At 68.1% G+C, this 18,478-nt stretch carries 17 protein-coding genes; 11 read left to right on the forward strand and 6 right to left on the reverse strand.

What is annotated here, in order from left to right:
• Positions 1-9: 9 nt before the first annotated feature.
• Entirely contained in the window at positions 10-3,462 is a 3,453-nt protein-coding gene (locus tag B4L36_RS12355) for a chromosome segregation SMC family protein (protein ID WP_292957680.1), read from the reverse strand.
• 164 nt (positions 3,463-3,626) lie between these two features.
• Between B4L36_RS12355 and B4L36_RS12360 the strand changes: the two genes are divergently transcribed.
• The 3 genes from B4L36_RS12360 (at position 3,627) to B4L36_RS12370 (ending at position 5,369) form a co-directional block, all read left to right on the forward strand.
• On the forward strand, positions 3,627-4,001 hold the full coding sequence (locus tag B4L36_RS12360; RefSeq protein WP_292957683.1) for a CidA/LrgA family protein: 375 nt from the start codon (positions 3,627-3,629) through the stop codon (positions 3,999-4,001).
• Positions 3,994-4,713, forward strand: coding sequence for an LrgB family protein (locus B4L36_RS12365; protein WP_292957686.1), 720 nt, complete (start codon positions 3,994-3,996; stop codon positions 4,711-4,713). The genes B4L36_RS12360 and B4L36_RS12365 overlap by 8 nt, the downstream gene beginning before the upstream one ends.
• A gap of 257 nt (positions 4,714-4,970) precedes the next feature.
• On the forward strand, positions 4,971-5,369 hold the full coding sequence (locus B4L36_RS12370; RefSeq protein WP_292957689.1) for a hypothetical protein: 399 nt from the start codon (positions 4,971-4,973) through the stop codon (positions 5,367-5,369).
• A gap of 143 nt (positions 5,370-5,512) precedes the next feature.
• Here B4L36_RS12370 and mog read toward each other — a convergent pair whose 3' ends face one another.
• From mog to B4L36_RS12385, 3 genes are all read right to left on the reverse strand, one after another.
• Positions 5,513-6,076: a molybdopterin adenylyltransferase gene (mog, locus tag B4L36_RS12375; RefSeq protein WP_292957692.1), complete on the reverse strand. Its 564-nt coding sequence runs from the start codon at positions 6,074-6,076 to the stop codon at positions 5,513-5,515.
• Between the two features lie 67 nt (positions 6,077-6,143).
• Positions 6,144-6,653 (reverse strand): DinB family protein, encoded by a 510-nt coding sequence (locus B4L36_RS12380; protein ID WP_292957695.1) that lies wholly within the window; start codon positions 6,651-6,653, stop codon positions 6,144-6,146.
• A gap of 36 nt (positions 6,654-6,689) precedes the next feature.
• Entirely contained in the window at positions 6,690-7,916 is a 1,227-nt protein-coding gene (locus tag B4L36_RS12385; RefSeq protein ID WP_292957698.1) for an argininosuccinate synthase, read from the reverse strand.
• 114 nt (positions 7,917-8,030) lie between these two features.
• Between B4L36_RS12385 and ilvA the strand changes: the two genes are divergently transcribed.
• Positions 8,031-9,278 (forward strand): threonine ammonia-lyase IlvA, encoded by a 1,248-nt coding sequence (gene ilvA / locus B4L36_RS12390; protein ID WP_292957701.1) that lies wholly within the window; start codon positions 8,031-8,033, stop codon positions 9,276-9,278.
• Between the two features lie 93 nt (positions 9,279-9,371).
• On the forward strand, positions 9,372-10,667 hold the full coding sequence (locus tag B4L36_RS12395) for a PP2C family protein-serine/threonine phosphatase (RefSeq protein ID WP_292957704.1): 1,296 nt from the start codon (positions 9,372-9,374) through the stop codon (positions 10,665-10,667).
• Between the two features lie 7 nt (positions 10,668-10,674).
• Here B4L36_RS12395 and B4L36_RS12400 read toward each other — a convergent pair whose 3' ends face one another.
• Positions 10,675-11,133: an NUDIX hydrolase gene (locus B4L36_RS12400; protein WP_292957969.1), complete on the reverse strand. Its 459-nt coding sequence runs from the start codon at positions 11,131-11,133 to the stop codon at positions 10,675-10,677.
• Positions 11,134-11,291: 158 nt separating this feature from the next.
• Between B4L36_RS12400 and B4L36_RS12405 the strand changes: the two genes are divergently transcribed.
• From B4L36_RS12405 to B4L36_RS12430, 6 genes are all read left to right on the forward strand, one after another.
• Positions 11,292-12,326, forward strand: coding sequence for an Hsp33 family molecular chaperone HslO (locus B4L36_RS12405; protein ID WP_292957707.1), 1,035 nt, complete (start codon positions 11,292-11,294; stop codon positions 12,324-12,326).
• On the forward strand, positions 12,323-12,913 hold the full coding sequence (locus B4L36_RS12410; protein ID WP_292957710.1) for an NUDIX hydrolase: 591 nt from the start codon (positions 12,323-12,325) through the stop codon (positions 12,911-12,913). The genes B4L36_RS12405 and B4L36_RS12410 overlap by 4 nt, the downstream gene beginning before the upstream one ends.
• Positions 12,910-14,070 (forward strand): CCA tRNA nucleotidyltransferase, encoded by a 1,161-nt coding sequence (locus B4L36_RS12415; protein ID WP_292957713.1) that lies wholly within the window; start codon positions 12,910-12,912, stop codon positions 14,068-14,070. The genes B4L36_RS12410 and B4L36_RS12415 overlap by 4 nt, the downstream gene beginning before the upstream one ends.
• Positions 14,067-15,911 carry an ABC transporter ATP-binding protein gene (locus tag B4L36_RS12420; protein WP_292957716.1) on the forward strand — a complete coding sequence of 615 codons (1,845 nt, stop codon included), beginning with the start codon at positions 14,067-14,069 and terminating at the stop codon, positions 15,909-15,911. The genes B4L36_RS12415 and B4L36_RS12420 overlap by 4 nt, the downstream gene beginning before the upstream one ends.
• Positions 15,908-17,131, forward strand: a complete 1,224-nt coding sequence (locus tag B4L36_RS12425; protein WP_292957719.1) for a class I SAM-dependent RNA methyltransferase — start codon at positions 15,908-15,910, stop codon at positions 17,129-17,131. The genes B4L36_RS12420 and B4L36_RS12425 overlap by 4 nt, the downstream gene beginning before the upstream one ends.
• A gap of 61 nt (positions 17,132-17,192) precedes the next feature.
• Positions 17,193-17,708 (forward strand): L,D-transpeptidase family protein, encoded by a 516-nt coding sequence (locus B4L36_RS12430; RefSeq protein ID WP_292957721.1) that lies wholly within the window; start codon positions 17,193-17,195, stop codon positions 17,706-17,708.
• A gap of 37 nt (positions 17,709-17,745) precedes the next feature.
• On the opposite strand, the gene B4L36_RS12435 is transcribed toward B4L36_RS12430, so the two are convergent.
• A complete protein-coding gene (locus B4L36_RS12435) occupies positions 17,746-18,261 on the reverse strand; it encodes a CAP domain-containing protein (RefSeq protein WP_292957724.1) in 516 nt (171 codons plus the stop codon).
• Between the last annotated feature and the right edge of the window lie 217 nt (positions 18,262-18,478).

Here is an 18,478-nt window from a genome sequence, read left to right on the forward strand (position 1 = left end):
CGGGCCGGTTCAGGCGACCAGAGCCTCGGCGCGTTTCAGATCGACGCTGACAAGCTGGCTGACGCCCTGTTCGACCATCGTCACCCCGAACAGGCGGTCCATCCGCGCCATCGTCACCGCGTGGTGGGTGATGATCAGGAACCGCGTCTGGGTGCGCCGCGTCATTTCGTCCAGCAGGTCGCAGAAGCGGCTGACATTGGCGTCGTCCAGCGGCGCATCCACCTCGTCCAGAACGCAGATCGGGGCTGGATTGGCCAGGAAGACCGCAAAGATCAGCGCCATCGCGGTCAGGGTCTGCTCGCCCCCCGACAAAAGCGACAGGGTGGACAGCTTCTTGCCCGGCGGCTGGCACATGATTTCCAGCCCGGCATCCAGAGGATCGTCCGATTCGACCAGAACCAGCCGCGCCTCGCCGCCGCCGAACAGGGTGGTGAAGAGAGTCGAGAAATTCGCGTTCACCGTGTCGAAGGCGGTCAGCAGGCGTTCGCGCCCCTCGCGGTTCAGGCTGCCGATGCCCGCGCGCAGCTTGCGGATCGCCTCTTCCAGATCGGTCTTCTCGCCGGCCAGTTGGTCGCGTTCCTCCTCGAGTTCGCGCTTGTCCTCGTCGGCGCGCAGATTGACCGCGCCCAGACCGTCGCGCTGCGTGCGCAGGCGGGCGATCCTGTCTTCCAGCAGGGCCACCGGCGTATCGCTGTCGGCGGCGTCCAGCGTCGCCAGCAGGGCCTGGGGGCTGTCCTCGGTTTCCTCGTGGATGCGGGCGCGGGCCGCGGCCTCGCCGTCGCGGGCGGCATCACGGCGGGCCTCTCGGGCGGCGCGGGTTTCGCGGGCCTCGGAGGCCGCCCGTTCGGCCTCGCGTTCGGCATGAGCGGCGGCGCGCGCGGCCTCGTCGGCGGCGGACAGGGCAGTCCGCGCGGCGGCCATACGGGTTTCTGCCTGCGCCTCGCGGTCGGACAGGGCCGCGCGTTTCCCGGCCAGAATGGCGGGCTGGGCCTCGGCCTGTTCCAGCTCGTCGGCCGCAGCCTCGCGCCGCGCGGCCAGTTCGGCGGCCCGCGTCCCGGCCTGTTGCAGCCGCAGCTTCCAGCCGGATTCCTCTTTCGCGATCTCTTGCAGGCGCTTGATCCGGGCATTGCCCTCGCGGCGCAATTCGTCCAGTGCGGCGCGGCGGGTCATGGTGGCGATCCGCGCCGCCTCGACGCCGGTGCGGGCGTTCTCGACCGCCAGCGCGGCCTCGCCGCGGTCGGGCAGATCGGCCAGGGCGCGGTCCGCCTGCGTCAGCCGCGCCTGCGCATCCAGCGCATCCTCGCGGTGTCGCCTGACCTCGGCCACCGCCGATTCGGCCCGGCTGCTGGCCATGGCCAGATCCGATTCCGCCCGCGTCGCCGCGCGCGCGGCATCCGACAGCAGCCGTTCCGCCTCGCGCCGGGCATCGCGGGCCGATTTCTCGCGCCCGGACAGATCGGCCAGCCGCGCGCGGGCCTTGTCATGTGCCTCGGCGGCAGCGTCCGCCCGGGCCCGGGCCTGTTCCGCCTGACCGCCTATCTCGTTGAGCTGGTTGACCTTTTGCAGATGCAGTGCGGCCTGAGAGGAAGCCTCGCCCGCCATGACCTGCATTCCGTCCCAGCGGAACAGATCGCCTTGGGGCGTGACCAGCCGCTGACCGGGCGCCAGCGCCGCCTGCATCGCGGCGGCTTCCGCCGCATCGCTGACCAGCCCGATCTGCGACAATCTCCGGTCCAGCGCATCCGGCCCCGTCACCTGTCGCGCCAAGGGTTCGGCCCCGTCCGGCAGGGCCTGCGGGCTGTCCCAGCCCGGCAGGACATGCCAGCCCGTCTCTCCATCCTCGGCCAGACCGGCGCGCAGGTCATCGCCAAGCGCCGCGCCAAAGGCGATCTCGGATCCCTTGGCCACCTGCACCCGGTCAAGGATCGCCTTGCCGCCCGATTGCCCGCGTTCCACCAGCCGCCGCAGGGCTGCCATCTCGGCGGCCAGCGCGCCCGATTCGCCCTCGGCCTCGGATCGCGCGGCGCGGGCCGCGGCCTCGACGGTCTCGGCCTCGCTGCGCGCGGCCTCGGCCTCGGCCAGCGCCTGTTCGGCGGCCTCGGCCCGGTCGCGGGCGGCCTCTTGCGCGGTTTCCGCGGCCTGCAAGGCCGTCTGCGCGGCGGTTCCCGCATCGGCGGCGCGGCCGGCGCTTTCGCTGGCCTCGGCCGCCGCCCGTTCGGCGCGCTGCAGAATGGCCCGCAGATCGCCGGCCAGCCGTTCGGCCGATTGGTGCCTGGCCGCCAGACGGGCCGATTCGTCGGTCAGTTCGGCCAGCCGCGCCTCGACCTCGCGCAGCGACTCGGCCGCCTCGTCGGCCCGCGCGGCTGCCGCGTCCAGCCGGTCGTCGTGACCCCTGCCGGCCTTGTCCAGTTCGGTCCGCTCCCAAGCCAACCTTTCGACAACCTCGCCCGCATCGCGGTTCAGCGCATCCTCGCGCTCGATATCGCGATCCAGCTGGGCGATCCGCGCGACCAGCGTGCGCACCGCATCCGCCGCCCGTGCCTCGGCCTCGTCCAGCGCCTCGCGCTCGACCGCAAGCCGCTGCCGGATCGCCGCCGCCACCTGTTCCTCTTCGCGCAGGGCCGGCAGCGCGGCCTCGGCCTCTTCACGCCGCGCCCCGGCCAGACGCGACGCCAATTCGGCCTCGCCCGCCGTCTTCACCGCCGCCGCAAGCGCCTCGGCCGCCGCCAGACGGGCCGCCTCGGCCTCGGCCCAGCGGCGATACAGCAGCACCCCCTCGGCCAGCCGCAAGGCGGCGCCGATCTCGCGGTACTTCGCCGCCGCGCGGGCCTGGCGCGCCAGCGAGGCCGCCTGCGCCGACAGCTGATCCAGCGTATCATCGACGCGGGTCAGATTCGTCTCGGCCCCGTTCAGCTTCAATTCGGCCTCGTGGCGGCGCTGGTAGAGGCCGCTGATCCCGGCCGCCTCTTCAAGGATCCTGCGGCGGCTCCTGGGTTTGGCATTGATCAATTCGCTGATCTGCCCCTGCCGCACCAGCGCCGGTGAATGCGCGCCGGTCGAGGCGTCGGCGAACAGCATCTGCACGTCGCGCGCCCGAACCTCCTTGCCGCCGATCTTGTAGGCGCTGCCCGCGTCGCGCGTGATCCGGCGCACGATGTCGAAATGATCCTCGTCGTTGAAACCCGCCGGTGCCAGCCGGTCGCGGTTGTCCACGCCAAGGCTGACCTCGGCATGACCGCGGGCCGAACGGCGCGAGGTGCCGGCGAAGATGACGTCCTCCATTCCGGCGCCGCGCATCGCGGTCGGACGGTTCTCGCCCATGACCCACCGCAGGGCTTCCAGCAGGTTCGACTTGCCGCAGCCATTCGGTCCCACGACACCGGTCAGCCCTTCGCGGATGACCAGATCGGTCGGGTCCACGAAGCTTTTGAAGCCGTTGAGTCGGAGCCGGTCGAAACGCAAGGCGAAAATCCGTCAGAATCGGGTCAGTCTAGCGGATTGTTCCGTCCTTGACCCTACAAGTCAACATCAACCGCTATATGTGGAATTATTGCACCACTTATCCACAAGATGAGTGTTCCAGAAAGGCACTGGCGCGGCCTGCGCGGCGGCGCTAGCGTCGGGCCATGATCGCATCGCTTGCCCTGATCCTGTCCTTCCAGCTTGTCGGCGAAATCGCCTCGCGCGGTCTGAATCTGCCATTGCCGGGTCCGGTCGTCGGTCTGCTGCTGCTGGTCGGCGCCTGCATCGCGCGGCCGGGACTGGCGCGGCGGATCCGGCCCGCCACGCAGGGGTTGCTGCAACATCTGTCGCTGTTCTTCGTTCCGGCAGGCGTCGGGATCGTGGCGCATCTGCAATTGCTGCGCCAGGACGGGCTGGGGCTGGCGCTGGCGCTGGCCGGCTCGACCATTCTGGCGATCGCGGCGGGGGCGCTGGCGTTTTCCTGGACGGCGCGGCTGACAGGCTCGATCGACCCTGCGGCGCTGAAAAGCGATGACTGATCCGCTGCTGATCTGGTCCTACCTGTCGGAAGGCCCGCTGCTGTGGCTGACCGCGACCCTGGCCGCCTATCTGATCGGAGATGCTGTCTTTCGTGCAAGCCGCCGGAAAAGCTGGGCGAATCCGGTTCTGGTGGCAATCATCCTGCTGGCGCTGCTGCTATGGGGGACCGGGACGGATTACGCCACCTATTTCGAAGGCGCGCAATTCGTCCATTTCATGCTGGGGCCGGCGACCGTAGCCTTGGGCCTGCCGCTCTATGACAATCTGCCGCGTGTGCGCAAGGCCGCCTGGCCGATGCTGGCGGGACTGCTGGCGGGGTCCTCGGTCGCGATCGTCTCGGCGTTGGCGATTGCCAAGGGCTTCGGAATCGGGGGACCTGTCCTGGCCTCTCTGGCGCCGAAATCAACCACGGCGCCGGTCGCCATCGGCATCGCCGAACGGATCGGCGGCCAGCCCACGCTGACCGCCGCGCTGGTCCTGATGACCGGCATCTTCGGCGCGATCATCGTCACGCCGTTGCTGAATGCGCTGCGGATCAGGGACTGGCGTGCAAGGGGCTTTTCGGTCGGCGTGGCGGCGCACGGCATCGGCACCGCCCGCGCCTTCCAGGTGAACGAGACGGCGGGTGCCTTTTCCGGTATCGGCATGGGATTGAACGCGGTTCTGACCGCGATCATCGCGCCGCTGGCGCTGCGGCTGTTCGGCGGCTGAGAACTGCCGCATCCGCCGGCCTCTCCGCCGCTGCGAAGGCGCTGCGGCGGAGAGGCCGGCGATGGTCATCAGAAGATTGCGCGCGCTCATATACTCGGCAGCGCAGTTCCTTTATAGAGGTATCAGTCGGGCGGTTCTGCCGCGGCGTCACGGCGCCCGGCCGATCGGCGGCCTCCAGGACCGTGACCATGCGCGCCGGATCATTGACCGGGCGCGAACCGCGGCCCGCAGGCCGCCGGAACAGGACAAGCCTGTCGATGCCGGAGGAAAGCCGGCCGCGGGGCCACGCAGCAGATCGGCGACAGGGCAGCAATCCGATCCGCAGGGACGGACCCGCCGAATCGCGGTCCGCCCAGCCCCAAACGACCGAACCGCCTCTGCCGCCCGATATGAAACGCCACATTGTGAGGAAGATCCGAGTGACACGCAAAGACAAGCCGAGCCCGCTGTTCGGCCAATTTTTCAAGCCGACCGAAACCCTTCAGGACCGCACCACGGCGGCGGCAAAGCTGATCATCGACGAGGACCGCACGCGCCGGGACGAACTGTCCGCCAAGCTGAAGGAAGCACGGTTGAAGCGCGACGAAAAGCGCGCCGCCGAGGCCGCGGCGGCAGCCGCGCCCAAGAAGCGCGCGTCCCGGAAGAAGTCGGGCTGATACCATCCTGCGATGCCCGGCCCGGCGCCCCGCGCCGCTTCGCCCGCAAGGCGGTCGCCGGAACCTTTCGCCCTGGCACGAACAGCATCGCATCCTCCCGCCCCCGATTATAGACGATTGTGGCCGAGGTTGCCGGCGGGGCCTCAGGCGGGGTCTGACGCGGCGCTTTTCGCTTGCGGCCTGAACGCATCGATCTTTGCCGGGTCGGTCTCGATCCGTCCCGCGCCCAGCAGGTCAAGGCAATAGGGCACGGCCGCAAAGACCGCATTGAGGCAGGTGGCGATGGCCGACGGCTTGCCGGGAAGCGTGATGATCAGCGTGGCATCGCGGCTGACCGCCGTCTGGCGCGACAGGATCGCGGTCGGAACCTCGCGCAGGCTGGCGCGGCGCATTTCCTCGCCGAAGCCCGGATATTCGCGTTCGGCCACGTCCATCACCGCCTCGGGCGTCTGGTCGCGCGGCGCGGGGCCGGTGCCGCCGGTGACGAGGATCAGGTCCGCCCCGCCTTCGGCCAGTTCGCGCAGCCTGGACGCCACGCCCTCGCGCCCGTCGGGAACGATGTGCCGGGCGATCTCCACCGGCGAGATGATGACATCGCGCAGCCAGTCTTCCGCGCCAGGGCCGCCCTTGTCGGGATATTCACCGGCTGCTGCACGGTCGCTGACGGTCAGGATGGCGATGCGGGCGGTCCGCCGCTGGTCGGTCATGGCAAGGCCCTTTCGGTTGCGGCATGGTGGTTCCCGGAACAGATCGCCGGAAATCCGGGGAAGCGCGTCACGGATCCTCGGCGGGCATGAAGGCGATATCCGTGGCACCGGGCTTTTCTCCGGCGGCGGTCAGCATGGCGTGGATTTGTCCGCGGTGATGGGTCTGGTGGTTGAAAAGCTGCATCACCACAAGCGGTTTGGGCCGGGACATGTTCCGGCCGGCCGCGCCGGAGAACCAGGAAAGTTCGCCGGCGAACCAGTCGGGATCGACCGACGCGGCCCAGGACAGGATCAACTGGTCGGAGGCGGCGCGCGCCTTGCGAAAATCGTCCCAATCGCCCTCGAACGCGGTCGACTCGGCCAGACCGCCCGCGGGCGCGGCCAGATCGGTGAAGCGGCTCATCCAGATGCGGTCGGCCCAGTAGACATGGAAAAACGTCTTCTCGATCGACCCGAAGAAGGCCCCGCGGTCACGCTGCCGCGCGGCTGGTCCGATCCGCGTCGCCGCGCTGACCAGATTGTCGTTCTGCCACAGATTGTATCGCGCCATCGCATGCACATATTCGGCATTGGGCATTCCAGATCTCCTTTCCCAACCGACCGCGGGCCGTCGTCACTTCACCCGCGCGTTGCGATTCGCCACCAGTTTCAGCCGCAGGGCGTTCAGGCGGATGAAGCCCGCCGCGTCCTTCTGGTCATAGGCGCCGGCGTCGTCCTCGAAGGTGACATGGGCTTCGCTGTAAAGCGAGTGATCCGACCAGCGGCCGACGCAATGCACACTGCCCTTGTACAGCTTCAGCCGGACGGTGCCGGTGACGTGCTGCTGCGACTTGTCGATGGCCGCCTGCAACATCTCGCGTTCGGGGCTGAACCAGAAGCCGTTATAGATCAGTTCGGCATAGCGCGGCATCAGGCTGTCCTTCAGATGGCCCGCCCCCGAATCCAGCGTGATCTGTTCGATGCCGCGATGCGCCTCCAGCAGGATGGTGCCGCCGGGGGTCTCGTAGATGCCGCGCGACTTCATGCCGACAAAGCGGTTTTCCACGAAATCCAGCCGGCCGATGCCGTGCCGGCGGCCATATTCGTTGAGATCGGTCAGGATCGTGGCGGGCGACAGCGCCGTGCCGTTGATCGCCACGGCGTCGCCCCGTTCAAAGGTCACTTCGATATATTCGGGCTGGTCGGGCGCGTCCTCGGGGCTGACGGTGCGCTGGTAGACGTGATCCCCGGCCTCCTGGGCCGGATCTTCCAGCGCCTTGCCCTCGCTGCTGGTATGCAGCAGGTTCGCGTCCACGCTGAACGGCGCCTCTCCGCGCTTGTCCCTGGCGATGGGAATCTGGTTCTGTTCGGCGAATTCGATCAGCTTCGTGCGGCTGGTCAGTTCCCATTCCCGCCACGGCGCGATCACCCGGATCGCCGGATCCAGGGCATAGGCCGACAATTCGAACCGCACCTGATCATTGCCCTTGCCGGTCGCGCCGTGGGCCACGGCATCGGCGCCATGCTGATCGGCCAGTTCGACCAGCCGCTTGGAAATCAGCGGCCGCGCGATCGAGGTGCCCAGCAGATACAGCCCCTCATAGACCGCATTGGCGCGGAACATCGGAAAGACGAAATCGCGCACGAATTCCTCGCGCAGGTCCTCGATATGGATGTTTTCCGGCGCGATGCCCAGCATCTCGGCCTTTCGGCGCGCGGGCTCCAGTTCCTCGCCCTGGCCCAGATCGGCGGTGAAGGTGATGACCTCGCAGCCATATTCGGTCTGCAACCATTTCAGGATGATCGAGGTATCGAGGCCCCCGGAATAGGCGAGGACGACTTTCTTCGGCGCGTCGGACATGGCGGACCCCTTTCGAATTGCCGAGGCGGGAATACGGTCAATCGGCGCTGCTCACAAGGGCCGCAGGGGTCATTGCCCTTGCCAAGTCCGCGCTTTCGCGGCATGGGCGGCTGCATGGAAAACTTTGTCGCCTCCGTCAGGGCTGCCGAGACCGCGCTTCGCGACCTGTTCGAGCCCACGCCCCTGCAACGCAACGACCATCTGTCGGCCAAGTTCGGCGCCGACATCTGGCTGAAGCGCGAGGATCTGACACCGGTGCGCAGCTACAAGCTGCGGGGCGCCTTCAATGCCATGCGCAAGCTGGTCAGCGACAAGCCGGGCAGCAGCGCCCATTTCGTCTGCGCCAGCGCCGGCAATCACGCCCAGGGGGTGGCCTTTGCCTGCCGTCATTTCGGCGCCAGAGGCACCATCTTCATGCCGGTCACCACGCCGCAGCAGAAGATCCAGAAAACGCGGATCTTCGGCGGCGACGCGATCGAGATCGTCCTGAACGGCGATTATTTCGACCAGACGCTGGCCGCCGCGCAGGCGTTTTCGTCCCGCAACGGCGCCGCCTTCCTGTCGCCCTTCGACGCGCCCGACGTGATCGAGGGTCAGGCGACGGTCGGGCTGGAAATGCTGGAACAACTGGGCCGCGCGCCCGATCTGGTCGTGTTGCCCGTGGGCGGCGGTGGGCTGTCATCGGGCGTGACGCGCTATTTCGGGACCGAGGCGCCCGAGACGTGCTTTGCCTTTGCAGAACCGTCCGGCGGCGCCAGCCTGCAGGCCGCACTGCAAACCGGCGCACCCGTCGCCCTTCCCGCCGTGGACAGCTTCGTCGATGGCGCCGCGGTCGCCCGGATCGGCGCCCTGCCCTTCGAGATCCTGCGCCGCTTCAGCCCCGCCGATGTCCGCCTGGCCCCCGAGGATCGCATCTGCCGCACCATGCTGGAGATGCTGAACACCGAAGGCGTCGTGCTGGAACCGGCGGGCGCATTGGCCGTCGATGTGCTGCAGGATCTGGACGACATCGCGGGCAAGACGATCGTCTGCGTCTGTTCGGGCGGAAATTTCGACTTCGAGCGGTTGCCCGAGGTCAAGGAACGCGCCCAGCGCTATAGCGGCGTGAAAAAATATTTCGTTCTGCGGATGCCGCAGCGCCCCGGCGCGCTGCGCGACTTTCTGGAAATGCTGGGCCCGGACGATGACATCGCGCGATTCGAATACCTGAAGAAATCGGCGCGCAATTTCGGCTCGGTCCTGATCGGGATCGAGACGAACGAACCCGCGAACCTGACCGCGCTGAAGGCCCGGCTGGACCGGACCGGCTTTGTCTATCGCGACATCACCAATGACGAGATTCTGGCCGAACTGCTGGTATAGACGTCGCAGGCCCTGCATGATCTGCAGCATTTGACGGATTACGCCGGGCGATCTTTACCAATCATTCACGGCGGCGCGCCTAGAAGCTTGGATATGAAAGCCGAGACTCGAAAGCAGCGCAGCGTCAAGACCGCGGAATCGACCGCGGCCGGCAAGGCGCGTCTGGTCCTGCTGGTCATCGGCGATCCGGATCTGCGCCGGATGCTGGCCAGCCAGTTGCGCGATGCCGGCTATGCGGCGGTCGAGAAGACCCCGGGCGACGACATTCTGGGATGGAGCGTCGAGAACCGGCCTGACGTCGTGATCTATGACTGGATCGAGGAGGGGGGCGGAGCGCTGGACTTCTGCCGCAGCTTCCGCGCCGATCCGCGTTGCGCGCACAGCTATCTGGTGATGCTGATCCATGGCGATCCGCGCGATCAGGTCCCGCGCGGATTGCAGGCCGGGGCCAATGATTTCGTGGCCATGCCCGCGCAGGGCGCGAATGTCCTGGCCCGGCTTGCGGTCAGCGAACGGGTGCTGCGGATCGAGGCCGAGTTGCGCGCCAGCAACGATCGCCTGCAAGAGGCGCTGACATCGCTGGAACAGGCGCAGGAGGCGATCGACCGCGATCTGCGCGAGGCGCGCAAGCTGCAACAGGGTCTGGTGCGCGAACGCGGCGGCCGCTTTGGCCCGTTCGAGATGTCGTTGCTGCTGCGACCGGCCGGCCATATCGGCGGCGATCTTGTCGGCTTCTTTCCCATCGGCGAAGACCGCGTCGGAATCTATGCCCTGGACGTGTCGGGTCACGGGGTCACGGCGGCGCTGTTGACAGCGCAGCTTTCGGTGCATCTGTCGGGCTCGTCAGACCAGAATGTGGCGCTGCGGGCGGCGCAGTCGGGCAGCGATTCGGTAAGGCCCGCGGCGCTGGCGCATTTCTTCAACAACATGATGCTGGAGGAGATGTGCACCGACACCTATTTCACCATGATCTATGCCGATCTGAACCACGTCACCGGTCAGCTTCGGATTGTTCAGGCGGGCCATCCGCATCCGGTCCTGCAAAAGGGCGACGGATCGGTCCGGCTGCTGGGCCGGGGCGGGATGCCGGTCGGCGTCTTCGAGGAACCGGTCTTCGACGAGGTGGACGTGATGCTGGATCCCGGCGATCGGCTGCTGATCACCTCGGACGGGATTACCGAGGCGTCGAACCCGGCCGGACGCCTGCTGGGCGATGACGGGCTGGAGGCGATCATGCGCACCAACGCCTTTCTGGGCGGCCATTCCTTCCTCGAGGCCATGGCCTGGTCGGTCTCGCAATATGCGGGCGGCGAAAGGCCCGACGACATGTCGGCGGTGCTGATCGAATATCTGGGACCGGCAAAGCCGTTGAACCTGCCCGCGCGCTGATCCGGCCCTAGCCGTGCGCTTTCAGCCAGCGCGACAGGATTGCGCGCGCGCCGGGATCGGCCAGCAGGTCGGCCGCAACGGCGGGGCGGACCCAATGCGCGCTGTGGCCGGGTTCGGATGGCGGACCCAGGCGCCGGATCGGACGGGCCAGCCAGATTTCGCATAGTTTCTCGGCATGAAGATCATGGTCGGGCATATAGGCGAAACGGCGATAGGCAGACAGGAAACGCGGACCCGCGATGGTCCAGCCGGTCTCTTCGCCGACTTCGCGGTGCAGCGCCCTGACCGGGCTTTCGCCCGGATCGATACCGCCACCCGGCAACTGGAATTCCGGCACCGGTGCCTGCTGATGGGTCAGCAACAGCCACCCGTCCCGGATCAGGATCGCATAGGCCCCGGGCCGCCTGCGCCAGCCGTGGCCGATGCGCGATGCGGGACGGGGCGGCGGGCCGTAGCGCGGGATCATCAAATGCCTCATCTGCTGCGGCTTCTCTCTAGCGCGGCGGGGCGCGCGGCGAAAGCCGATGCGCCCTGGCTCTTGGGATCGGCGGCGAATGGATTATATTGGGCGGCGAAACCGCCTGCGCCGCGCCGCGGGCCAGACTGAATTTTCAGGGACCCGCCATGAGCATGATCAACCAGATCGCCTGGGACGATACAGTCCTGCCCTTCCAGCTTGACCGCTCCTCGATCCGGGGCCGGGTGGCACGGCTGGACGGCGTGCTGGATCACATCCTGTCGCGCCACGACTATCCCGCCCCGGTCAGTGCCCTGGTGGCGGAACTGGCCCTGCTGACCGCGCTGATCGGCCCCACCATCAAGTTGCGCTGGAAGCTGAGCCTGCAGGTCCGGGGCAATGGCGCCGTGCGCACCATCGCCGCCGATTTTTATGCGCCCGCCTCGCAGGACGAACCCGCGCGCATCCGCGCCTGGGCCAGTTTCGATGCCGACAGGCTGGACGCGAGCGAGCCGTTTGCCCAGATCGGCGAGGGTTATTTCGCCATCCTCATCGACCAGGGCCAGGGCACGCATCCCTATCAGGGCATCACGCCGCTGGCCGGGGGATCGCTGTCAGCCTGCGCGCAGACCTATTTTGCCCAGTCCGAACAATTGCCGTCGCGGTTCGCGCTGGCCAGCGGCCATTCGCAACTGACCGGCGAGCCGGCGCATTGGCGCGCCGGCGGCGTGATGTTGCAGACCCTGCCCGCACAGCCGATGGATGCCGGAAAGGGCGGCAGTGGCGAAGGCGGGCTGATCGAGGCCGCCGACATCCTGCAGGGCGGCGAATCCGAGGATTGGAACCGTGCCAACCTGCTGCTGGACACGGTCGAGACGCTGGAACTGATCGGTCCCCGCGTCGGTCCGACCGACCTGCTTCTGCGCCTGTTTCACGAGGAAGCTCCGCGCGTCTTCGATGCGCAGAGGGTGGAATTCGGCTGCTCCTGCACCGCGGGCCGGGTGCGCGACACCCTGTCGATCTATTCGGCCAAGGACATCGCGCACATGACCACCGACGAGGGGATCGTCACCGCCGATTGCCAGTTCTGCGGCGCGCATTACGAATTCGATCCGAATTCGCTGGGTTTCGAGGCGACGTTGGATGCCGAGGGCAATCCCATCGACCCCGATGACGATGCTCAGAACAGGGCGGCCGAGTGACCGGCGGCTGGTCCGAGGACCGGCTGCGGCGGGCCCTGTCGATTCCGGCGGGGCCCAGTTCGGACTATGACCTGAACGCCGATCCGGCCCCCGAGACCGCGTTGCGGCCGGCCGGCGTTCTGGCTGCCTTCCACGAGGATGACGGGCGTATCCTGATGACCAAGCGCGCATCGGGGTTGCGCCATCATCCGGGCCAGATCGCGCTGCCGGGCGGCAAGGTCGATCCCGGCGATACCGACGAGACCGCGGCCGCGCTGCGCGAGGCCCGCGAGGAAGTCGGCCTTGATCCCGCGCAGATCGATCTGATCGGCACGCTTCCGCCGCACCGGACCGTGACCGGATTTGCCATGACTGCGGTGCTGGCCGTGATCCGCGGCCCCTTCACACCCATTGCGGAGCCCGGCGAAGTCGAAGAGGTCTTTTCGCTGCCCTTCGCCCATATCGCCGACCCCGCCCATTACCGCATCGAGGGACGGCGCTGGCGCGGCGGCTGGCGATACTATTACGTGGCGCCCTATGGACCCTATTACCTGTGGGGCGCGACGGCGCGGGTGCTGCTGCAACTGGCGCGCAGGATGGCGGCGTGACCCGCCTGCCCGCCGACATCCTGCGCGATCCGGCGCTGATCGCGGTGCTTGACGCCATCGAGGCCGGCGGCCATCGCGCCCTGCTGGTCGGCGGGGCGGTGCGCAACGCGCTGCTGGCCTGTCCGGTCGAGGATATCGACATCGCCACGGATGCCCGTCCCGACGACGTGATGCGGCTGGTGCGGGCAGCCGGGTTGAAGGCCGTGCCGACCGGGATCGACCATGGCACGATCACAGTGGTCTCGGACACGCGCGGCTTCGAGGTGACGACCTTTCGCCACGATCTCGAAACCGACGGCCGCCACGCGGTCGTGGCCTTCTCGGACGATCTGGCCGAGGATGCGCGGCGGCGTGATTTCACCATCAACGCGCTTTATGCCGGCCGCGACGGGAAGGTCGTCGACCCGGTGGGCGGCCTGCCCGATCTGGCGGCGCGGCGGCTGCGCTTCGTGGGCCAGGCACAGGCCCGGATTCGCGAGGATTACCTGCGCATCCTGCGGTTTTTCCGCTTCCTGGCCTGGTATGGGCGTGACGCGAACCCCGAGGCCGTCGCCGCCTGCAGCGCGCTGAAGGATGGTCTGGCGCGGATCGCGCGCGAACGGATCGGGGCCGAGATGAAAAAGCTGCTGGCCGCGTCCGATCCCGCGCCCGCGATGGCGCTGATGGCCGAAACCGGCGTTCTGGCGCGGATCCTGCCCGCCGCGACCGTCGATGACCTGCCTGCGCTGATCGCCGCCGAAGGCCCGCGCCCGCCCTCGTGGCGGCGCCGTCTGGCCTGCCTGGCTGATCGCAACAGCGCCGATCTGCTGCGCCTGTCGCGCGACGAGGCCAGGGCACAGCAGGTTTTGCGCGGGGCGCTGGATGCCGGGTGGTCGCTGAACGAGGCGGGCTACCGGCTGGGCTTCGAGGCTGCCACCGATTGCGCGCTGATCCGGGCCGCTCGGGGGCAGGAGCTGCCGCAGGACTGGGAGACGCGACTGGCCGAAGCCGCGTCGGCGCGGTTCCCGATTTCTGCCGACGACCTGATGCCGCGGCTTCGCGGACCGGCGCTTGGACGCGGAATGCGCGCCGCCGAGGCGGCCTGGATCGCGGCCGATTTCGTCATGCCCGCGCCCGCGCTGATCGACATCGCCCTGCTGGCCGGAGAGCGGTCATGAGCCTGCACCGCCGCCTGGGCCGCCTGATCGATGCCTTTCGGCCCGCCGCCGGGCCGCCGCCCGACCGGCTGCTGGCCTTTTTCGGCTGGTGCCTGTCGGGTGCATGGCGGGGACTGTCACTGGCGGCCCTCGCATCGGCGCTTGGCGGGCTGGCGGACGTTGTGGCGGCGATCCTTCTGGGCCGCGTCGTCGATGCGGTGACGCAGGGCGTCCCCGAAAGGTTGTGGGTTGACAACGGATTGCTGATCGCGGCCTTCGTGGGGTTCTTCCTGCTGCTGCGGCCGGTGATCTTCGGCATCTCGACCGCGACCTCAAGCGTGATCGTGGGTCCCAACGTGCTGCCGCTGGTCCTGTCGCGGCTGCATCGCTGGACGATGGGCCATTCGGTCACCTTCTTTGACAACGATTTCGCCGGGCGGCTGGCCCAGAAACAGATGCAGACCGCCCGCGCCGTCACCGATGTCGCGACCGAGATGGTCAACGTGGTGGCCTTCGCGCTGGCCTCGGTTCTGGGTTCGGCGGCGTTTCTTGTCAGCGTCGATGGCTGGGGCGCTGCGGCGCTGATCGTCTGGCTGGCGGCCTATTTCGGGCTGATCCGTTTTTTCCTGCCCCGCATCCGGGCGCGGTCGGGCGCGCGCGCATCGGCTCGTGCCATGGTGACCGGGCAGGTCGTCGACACGATCACCAACATCAAGACCGTCAAGCTGTTCGCCCATGCCGAACACGAGGATCGCGCGGCGCTTGGCGCGATGGCCGGGTTCCGTGAACGCGCACTGGATTTCGGCATCGTCAGCAGCAGCTTCCGGCTGTCGCTGATGGTGATCGCGGGGGTCTTGCCGGTGATCCTGGTCGGCGGTTCGATCCTTCTGTGGCGGCAGGGCCTGGCCACGCCCGGCGATATCGCGGCAGCCGGTGCGATCGCCATGCGGCTGAGCCAGATGACCGGTTGGGTCAGCATGGCGCTGATGGGCATCTGGGGCAGCGTCGGCGAGGTCGAGGACGGGATGCGCACCCTGTCGCCGCCCCACGACCTGAAGGACGCCCCGAACGCGATCGCGCTGGACCGCGTGCAGGGCCGCGTGGATTTCGACGCGGTGGGCTTTGCCTATGGCCGCGATCTGGGCGGCTTGCAGGACGTCGATCTGCATATCCGGCCGGGCGAGAAGATCGGCATCGTCGGCGCCTCGGGCGCGGGGAAATCGACGCTGGTGGCGCTGCTGCTGCGGCTCTACGATGTCGAACGCGGGGCGATCCGGATCGACCGGCAGGACCTGCGCGGCGTGACCCAGGAAAGCCTGCGCCGGCAGGTGGCGATGGTCACGCAGGAAACGGCGATGTTCAACCGGTCCGCGCGCGACAACATCCTCTATGGCCGCCCCGGCGCCACGCAGGCCGATATCGAGACGGCGGCCCGCGCGGCCGAAGCGCATGATTTCATCCTGACGCTGGAAGATCACGCCGGCCGCAAGGGATATGACGCGCATCTGGGCGAACGCGGCGTCAAGCTGTCGGGCGGGCAGCGCCAGCGAATCGCGCTGGCCCGCGCCTTTCTGAAGGACGCGCCGATCCTGGTGCTGGACGAGGCGACCAGCGCCCTGGACAGCGAGGTCGAGGCGCAGGTGCAACAGGCATTGTCGCGCGCCATGCGCGGCAAGACCGTCCTTGCCATCGCGCATCGGCTGTCCACCATCGCCCAGCTAGACCGGATCGTGGTCATGGATGCGGGCCGGATCGTGGAACAGGGCAGCCATGACGATCTGCTCGCCCTTGGCGGGCTCTACGCGCGATACTGGAACCGGCAATCGGGCGGCTTTCTGGGCACCCGGGAGGCGGCCGAGTGAGCCTGTGGACCATCGGGCGGCTGGGACGGCGCGGCGACGGGGTGGCGGTCGGCGACCGGGGCCGGGCGCTGGCGCCGCTGACCCTGCCGGGCGAGGTGATCGAGGGCGAGGCCACGGATGGCCGCATCAGCGCGCCCCGGATCGTGACGCCCTCGGCCGATCGGGTGCGCCCTGCCTGCGCCCATTATCGCACCTGCGGCGGCTGTTCGCTGATGCATGCCAGCCAGGGCTTCACGGCCGGCTGGAAACGGCAGGTGGTCGAAACGGCGCTGGCGGCGCGCGGATTGCCGGCGCCGATCCAGGGCATCCATGTGTCGCCGCCGCGTTCGCGCAGGCGCGCGGTGCTGTCGGGTCGGCGCAGCAAGAAGGGCGCGCTGGTGGGATTTCATGCGCGCGCCTCGGACGTGATCGTCGATCTGGCCGATTGCCATGTGCTGCGGCCCCGGATCACCGCCGCGCTGCCGCTGTTGCGGCGGATCGTGGCCGCGGGCGCCTCGCGCATGGGCGAGGTGACGATCAACGTGATTGATGGGCCTGCCGGTCTGGATGTCGCGGTCGCGGGCGGCAAACCGATGCAGGCCGAGCTTTTCGCCGCCCTCGCCGCGCTGGCAGCCGAGGGCGACCTGGCGCGGCTGGATTGGGACGGGCAGACGATCACGCGCCGGTCGCCGGCCGTGCCGATGGGCCGGGCCAAGGTGGTGCCGCCGCCCGCCGCCTTTCTGCAAGCGACCGAAGAGGGCGAAGCCGCCCTGGCGGCCGCGGTGCACGATTTTACGCGCGGCGCGCGCCATGTCGCGGACCTGTTCGCCGGCTGCGGGACATTCTCGCTGCGTCTGGCCGAAAGCGCGCAGGTCCATGCGGTCGAGGGGCTGGGCGCCCCGCTGGCCGCGCTGGACGCGGCATGGCGCGCCACGCCCGGCCTGCAGCGCGTCACGACCGAGATTCGCGATTTGGCGCGCAATCCCCTTCTGGCCGATGAAGTGTCACGCTTTGACGCAATCGTGATCGATCCGCCCCGCGCCGGGGCTGCGGCGCAGGCACGCGAAATCGCGGCTTCGCGGGTCGGGCGACTGGCCCTTGTTGCCTGCGATCCGGTCAATTTTGCCCGCGATGCGCGGATTCTGGCCGATGGCGGTTTCAGTTTGACCCGGCTTCTGATCGTCGATCAGTTCCGCTGGTCGCCCCATATCGAAACCGCGGCCGAATTCGTCAGGCGCTAGGCAAGGACCCGGTCTTCATGCTATGTCAGGGCCATAAAAACGATAAAATGCAGAGGCAGTGATGTATCGAGCAAACCGGCGCGTGATGGCGCTGTCGCTGCTGGCCTTTCTGGGGGCCTGCGGCAGCAAGAACACGAAATTCAAGACCTATAGCGGCCCTCCGGTGACTCAGGTCGTCATAAACAAGGGGCAGCGGCGGTTGTATCTTTTGAACAACCAGACCGTGCTGAAATCCTATGACATCGGGCTGGGCAACGAGCCTGTCGGCGACAAGCAGTTCGAGGGCGACGGCAAGACGCCCGAGGGGACATATTTCATCGACCGTTTCAATCCGCGCAGCCGGTATTATCTGTCCGTCGGCATGTCCTATCCCAATGCCGAGGATACCGCCTATGCGGAAAAGATGGGTCGCAAGCCGGGTGGCGACATCTTCATCCACGGATGGGGGCCCGAAGGCAGGGTCCTGGCGCCCAAGAAGCGCGACTGGACTGCCGGCTGCATCGCCGTGAAGGACAACGAGATCGAGGATATCTATGCGATGCTGCGTCCCGGCACGCCGATCGTTATCAATCCCTGACCGATAGCCGCCTGACCTGCCTGCTGTCGCGGCGCCCTCAGGTGCCGCTGATCAGCGTCCACCAGATCTTGCCCGAGGGTTCCTGATACCAGGCGAATCCCAGGCTGGTCGCGGTCGGATCCATGATCACGTCGCGCGTGTCGCGCGTCTGCATCCAGGCGTTCAGCGTCTGGATGTCGTTTTCATAGCTTTCGGAAATGTTCTCGCCCACCAGCTGGCCGGAATAGCCCTGCCGCCTGACCCGCTCCAGCGGCGACGAGCCGTCCGAGCCCCAGTGCCAGGCGCGGTTCTGCGCCGCCATGTCGCGCGAATGGGCCAGCGCCGCCGCGGTCAGTTGCGGGTTCATCCGCATCGCGGGCGCGGCGATATTGCCGCGCAGGGTGTTTATCTGCTGCAAGACGCGGGCCGGAATTGCCTGCGCCTCGCGGGCGTCGATCATCGAGGCTGCGGGCACAGGCTGACCGTCCGGTCCCGGTTGCGACGGGCTGGTGATCGGCGCGCAGGCCGAAAGCGCAACCAGTGCGCCCAAGGCCAGCAGCGTGAATTTGGTCATCGTCGCCATCCTTCCTGACGGTTTCGTGCGCAGGTGTAGCGAAGGCGGCGAAGCGCCACAAACGCAAGTTTGCGTGAAACCGGGGCGCTGTGGCTTCGATGCCGATTGACGGCGGTCCGTTCGGCGCGAATCGTCCGACCGGCGCGGCCCGTCCCGCATCCCTGCGGGGGCCGGGCCAGGCCGCAAGCCAGGCCACAAGCCAGGATGGCCGCCGCGC

It is taken from the genome of Paracoccus sp. UBA889 (assembly GCA_002294185.1).
Classification (GTDB): Bacteria; Pseudomonadota; Alphaproteobacteria; order Rhodobacterales; family Rhodobacteraceae; genus Paracoccus.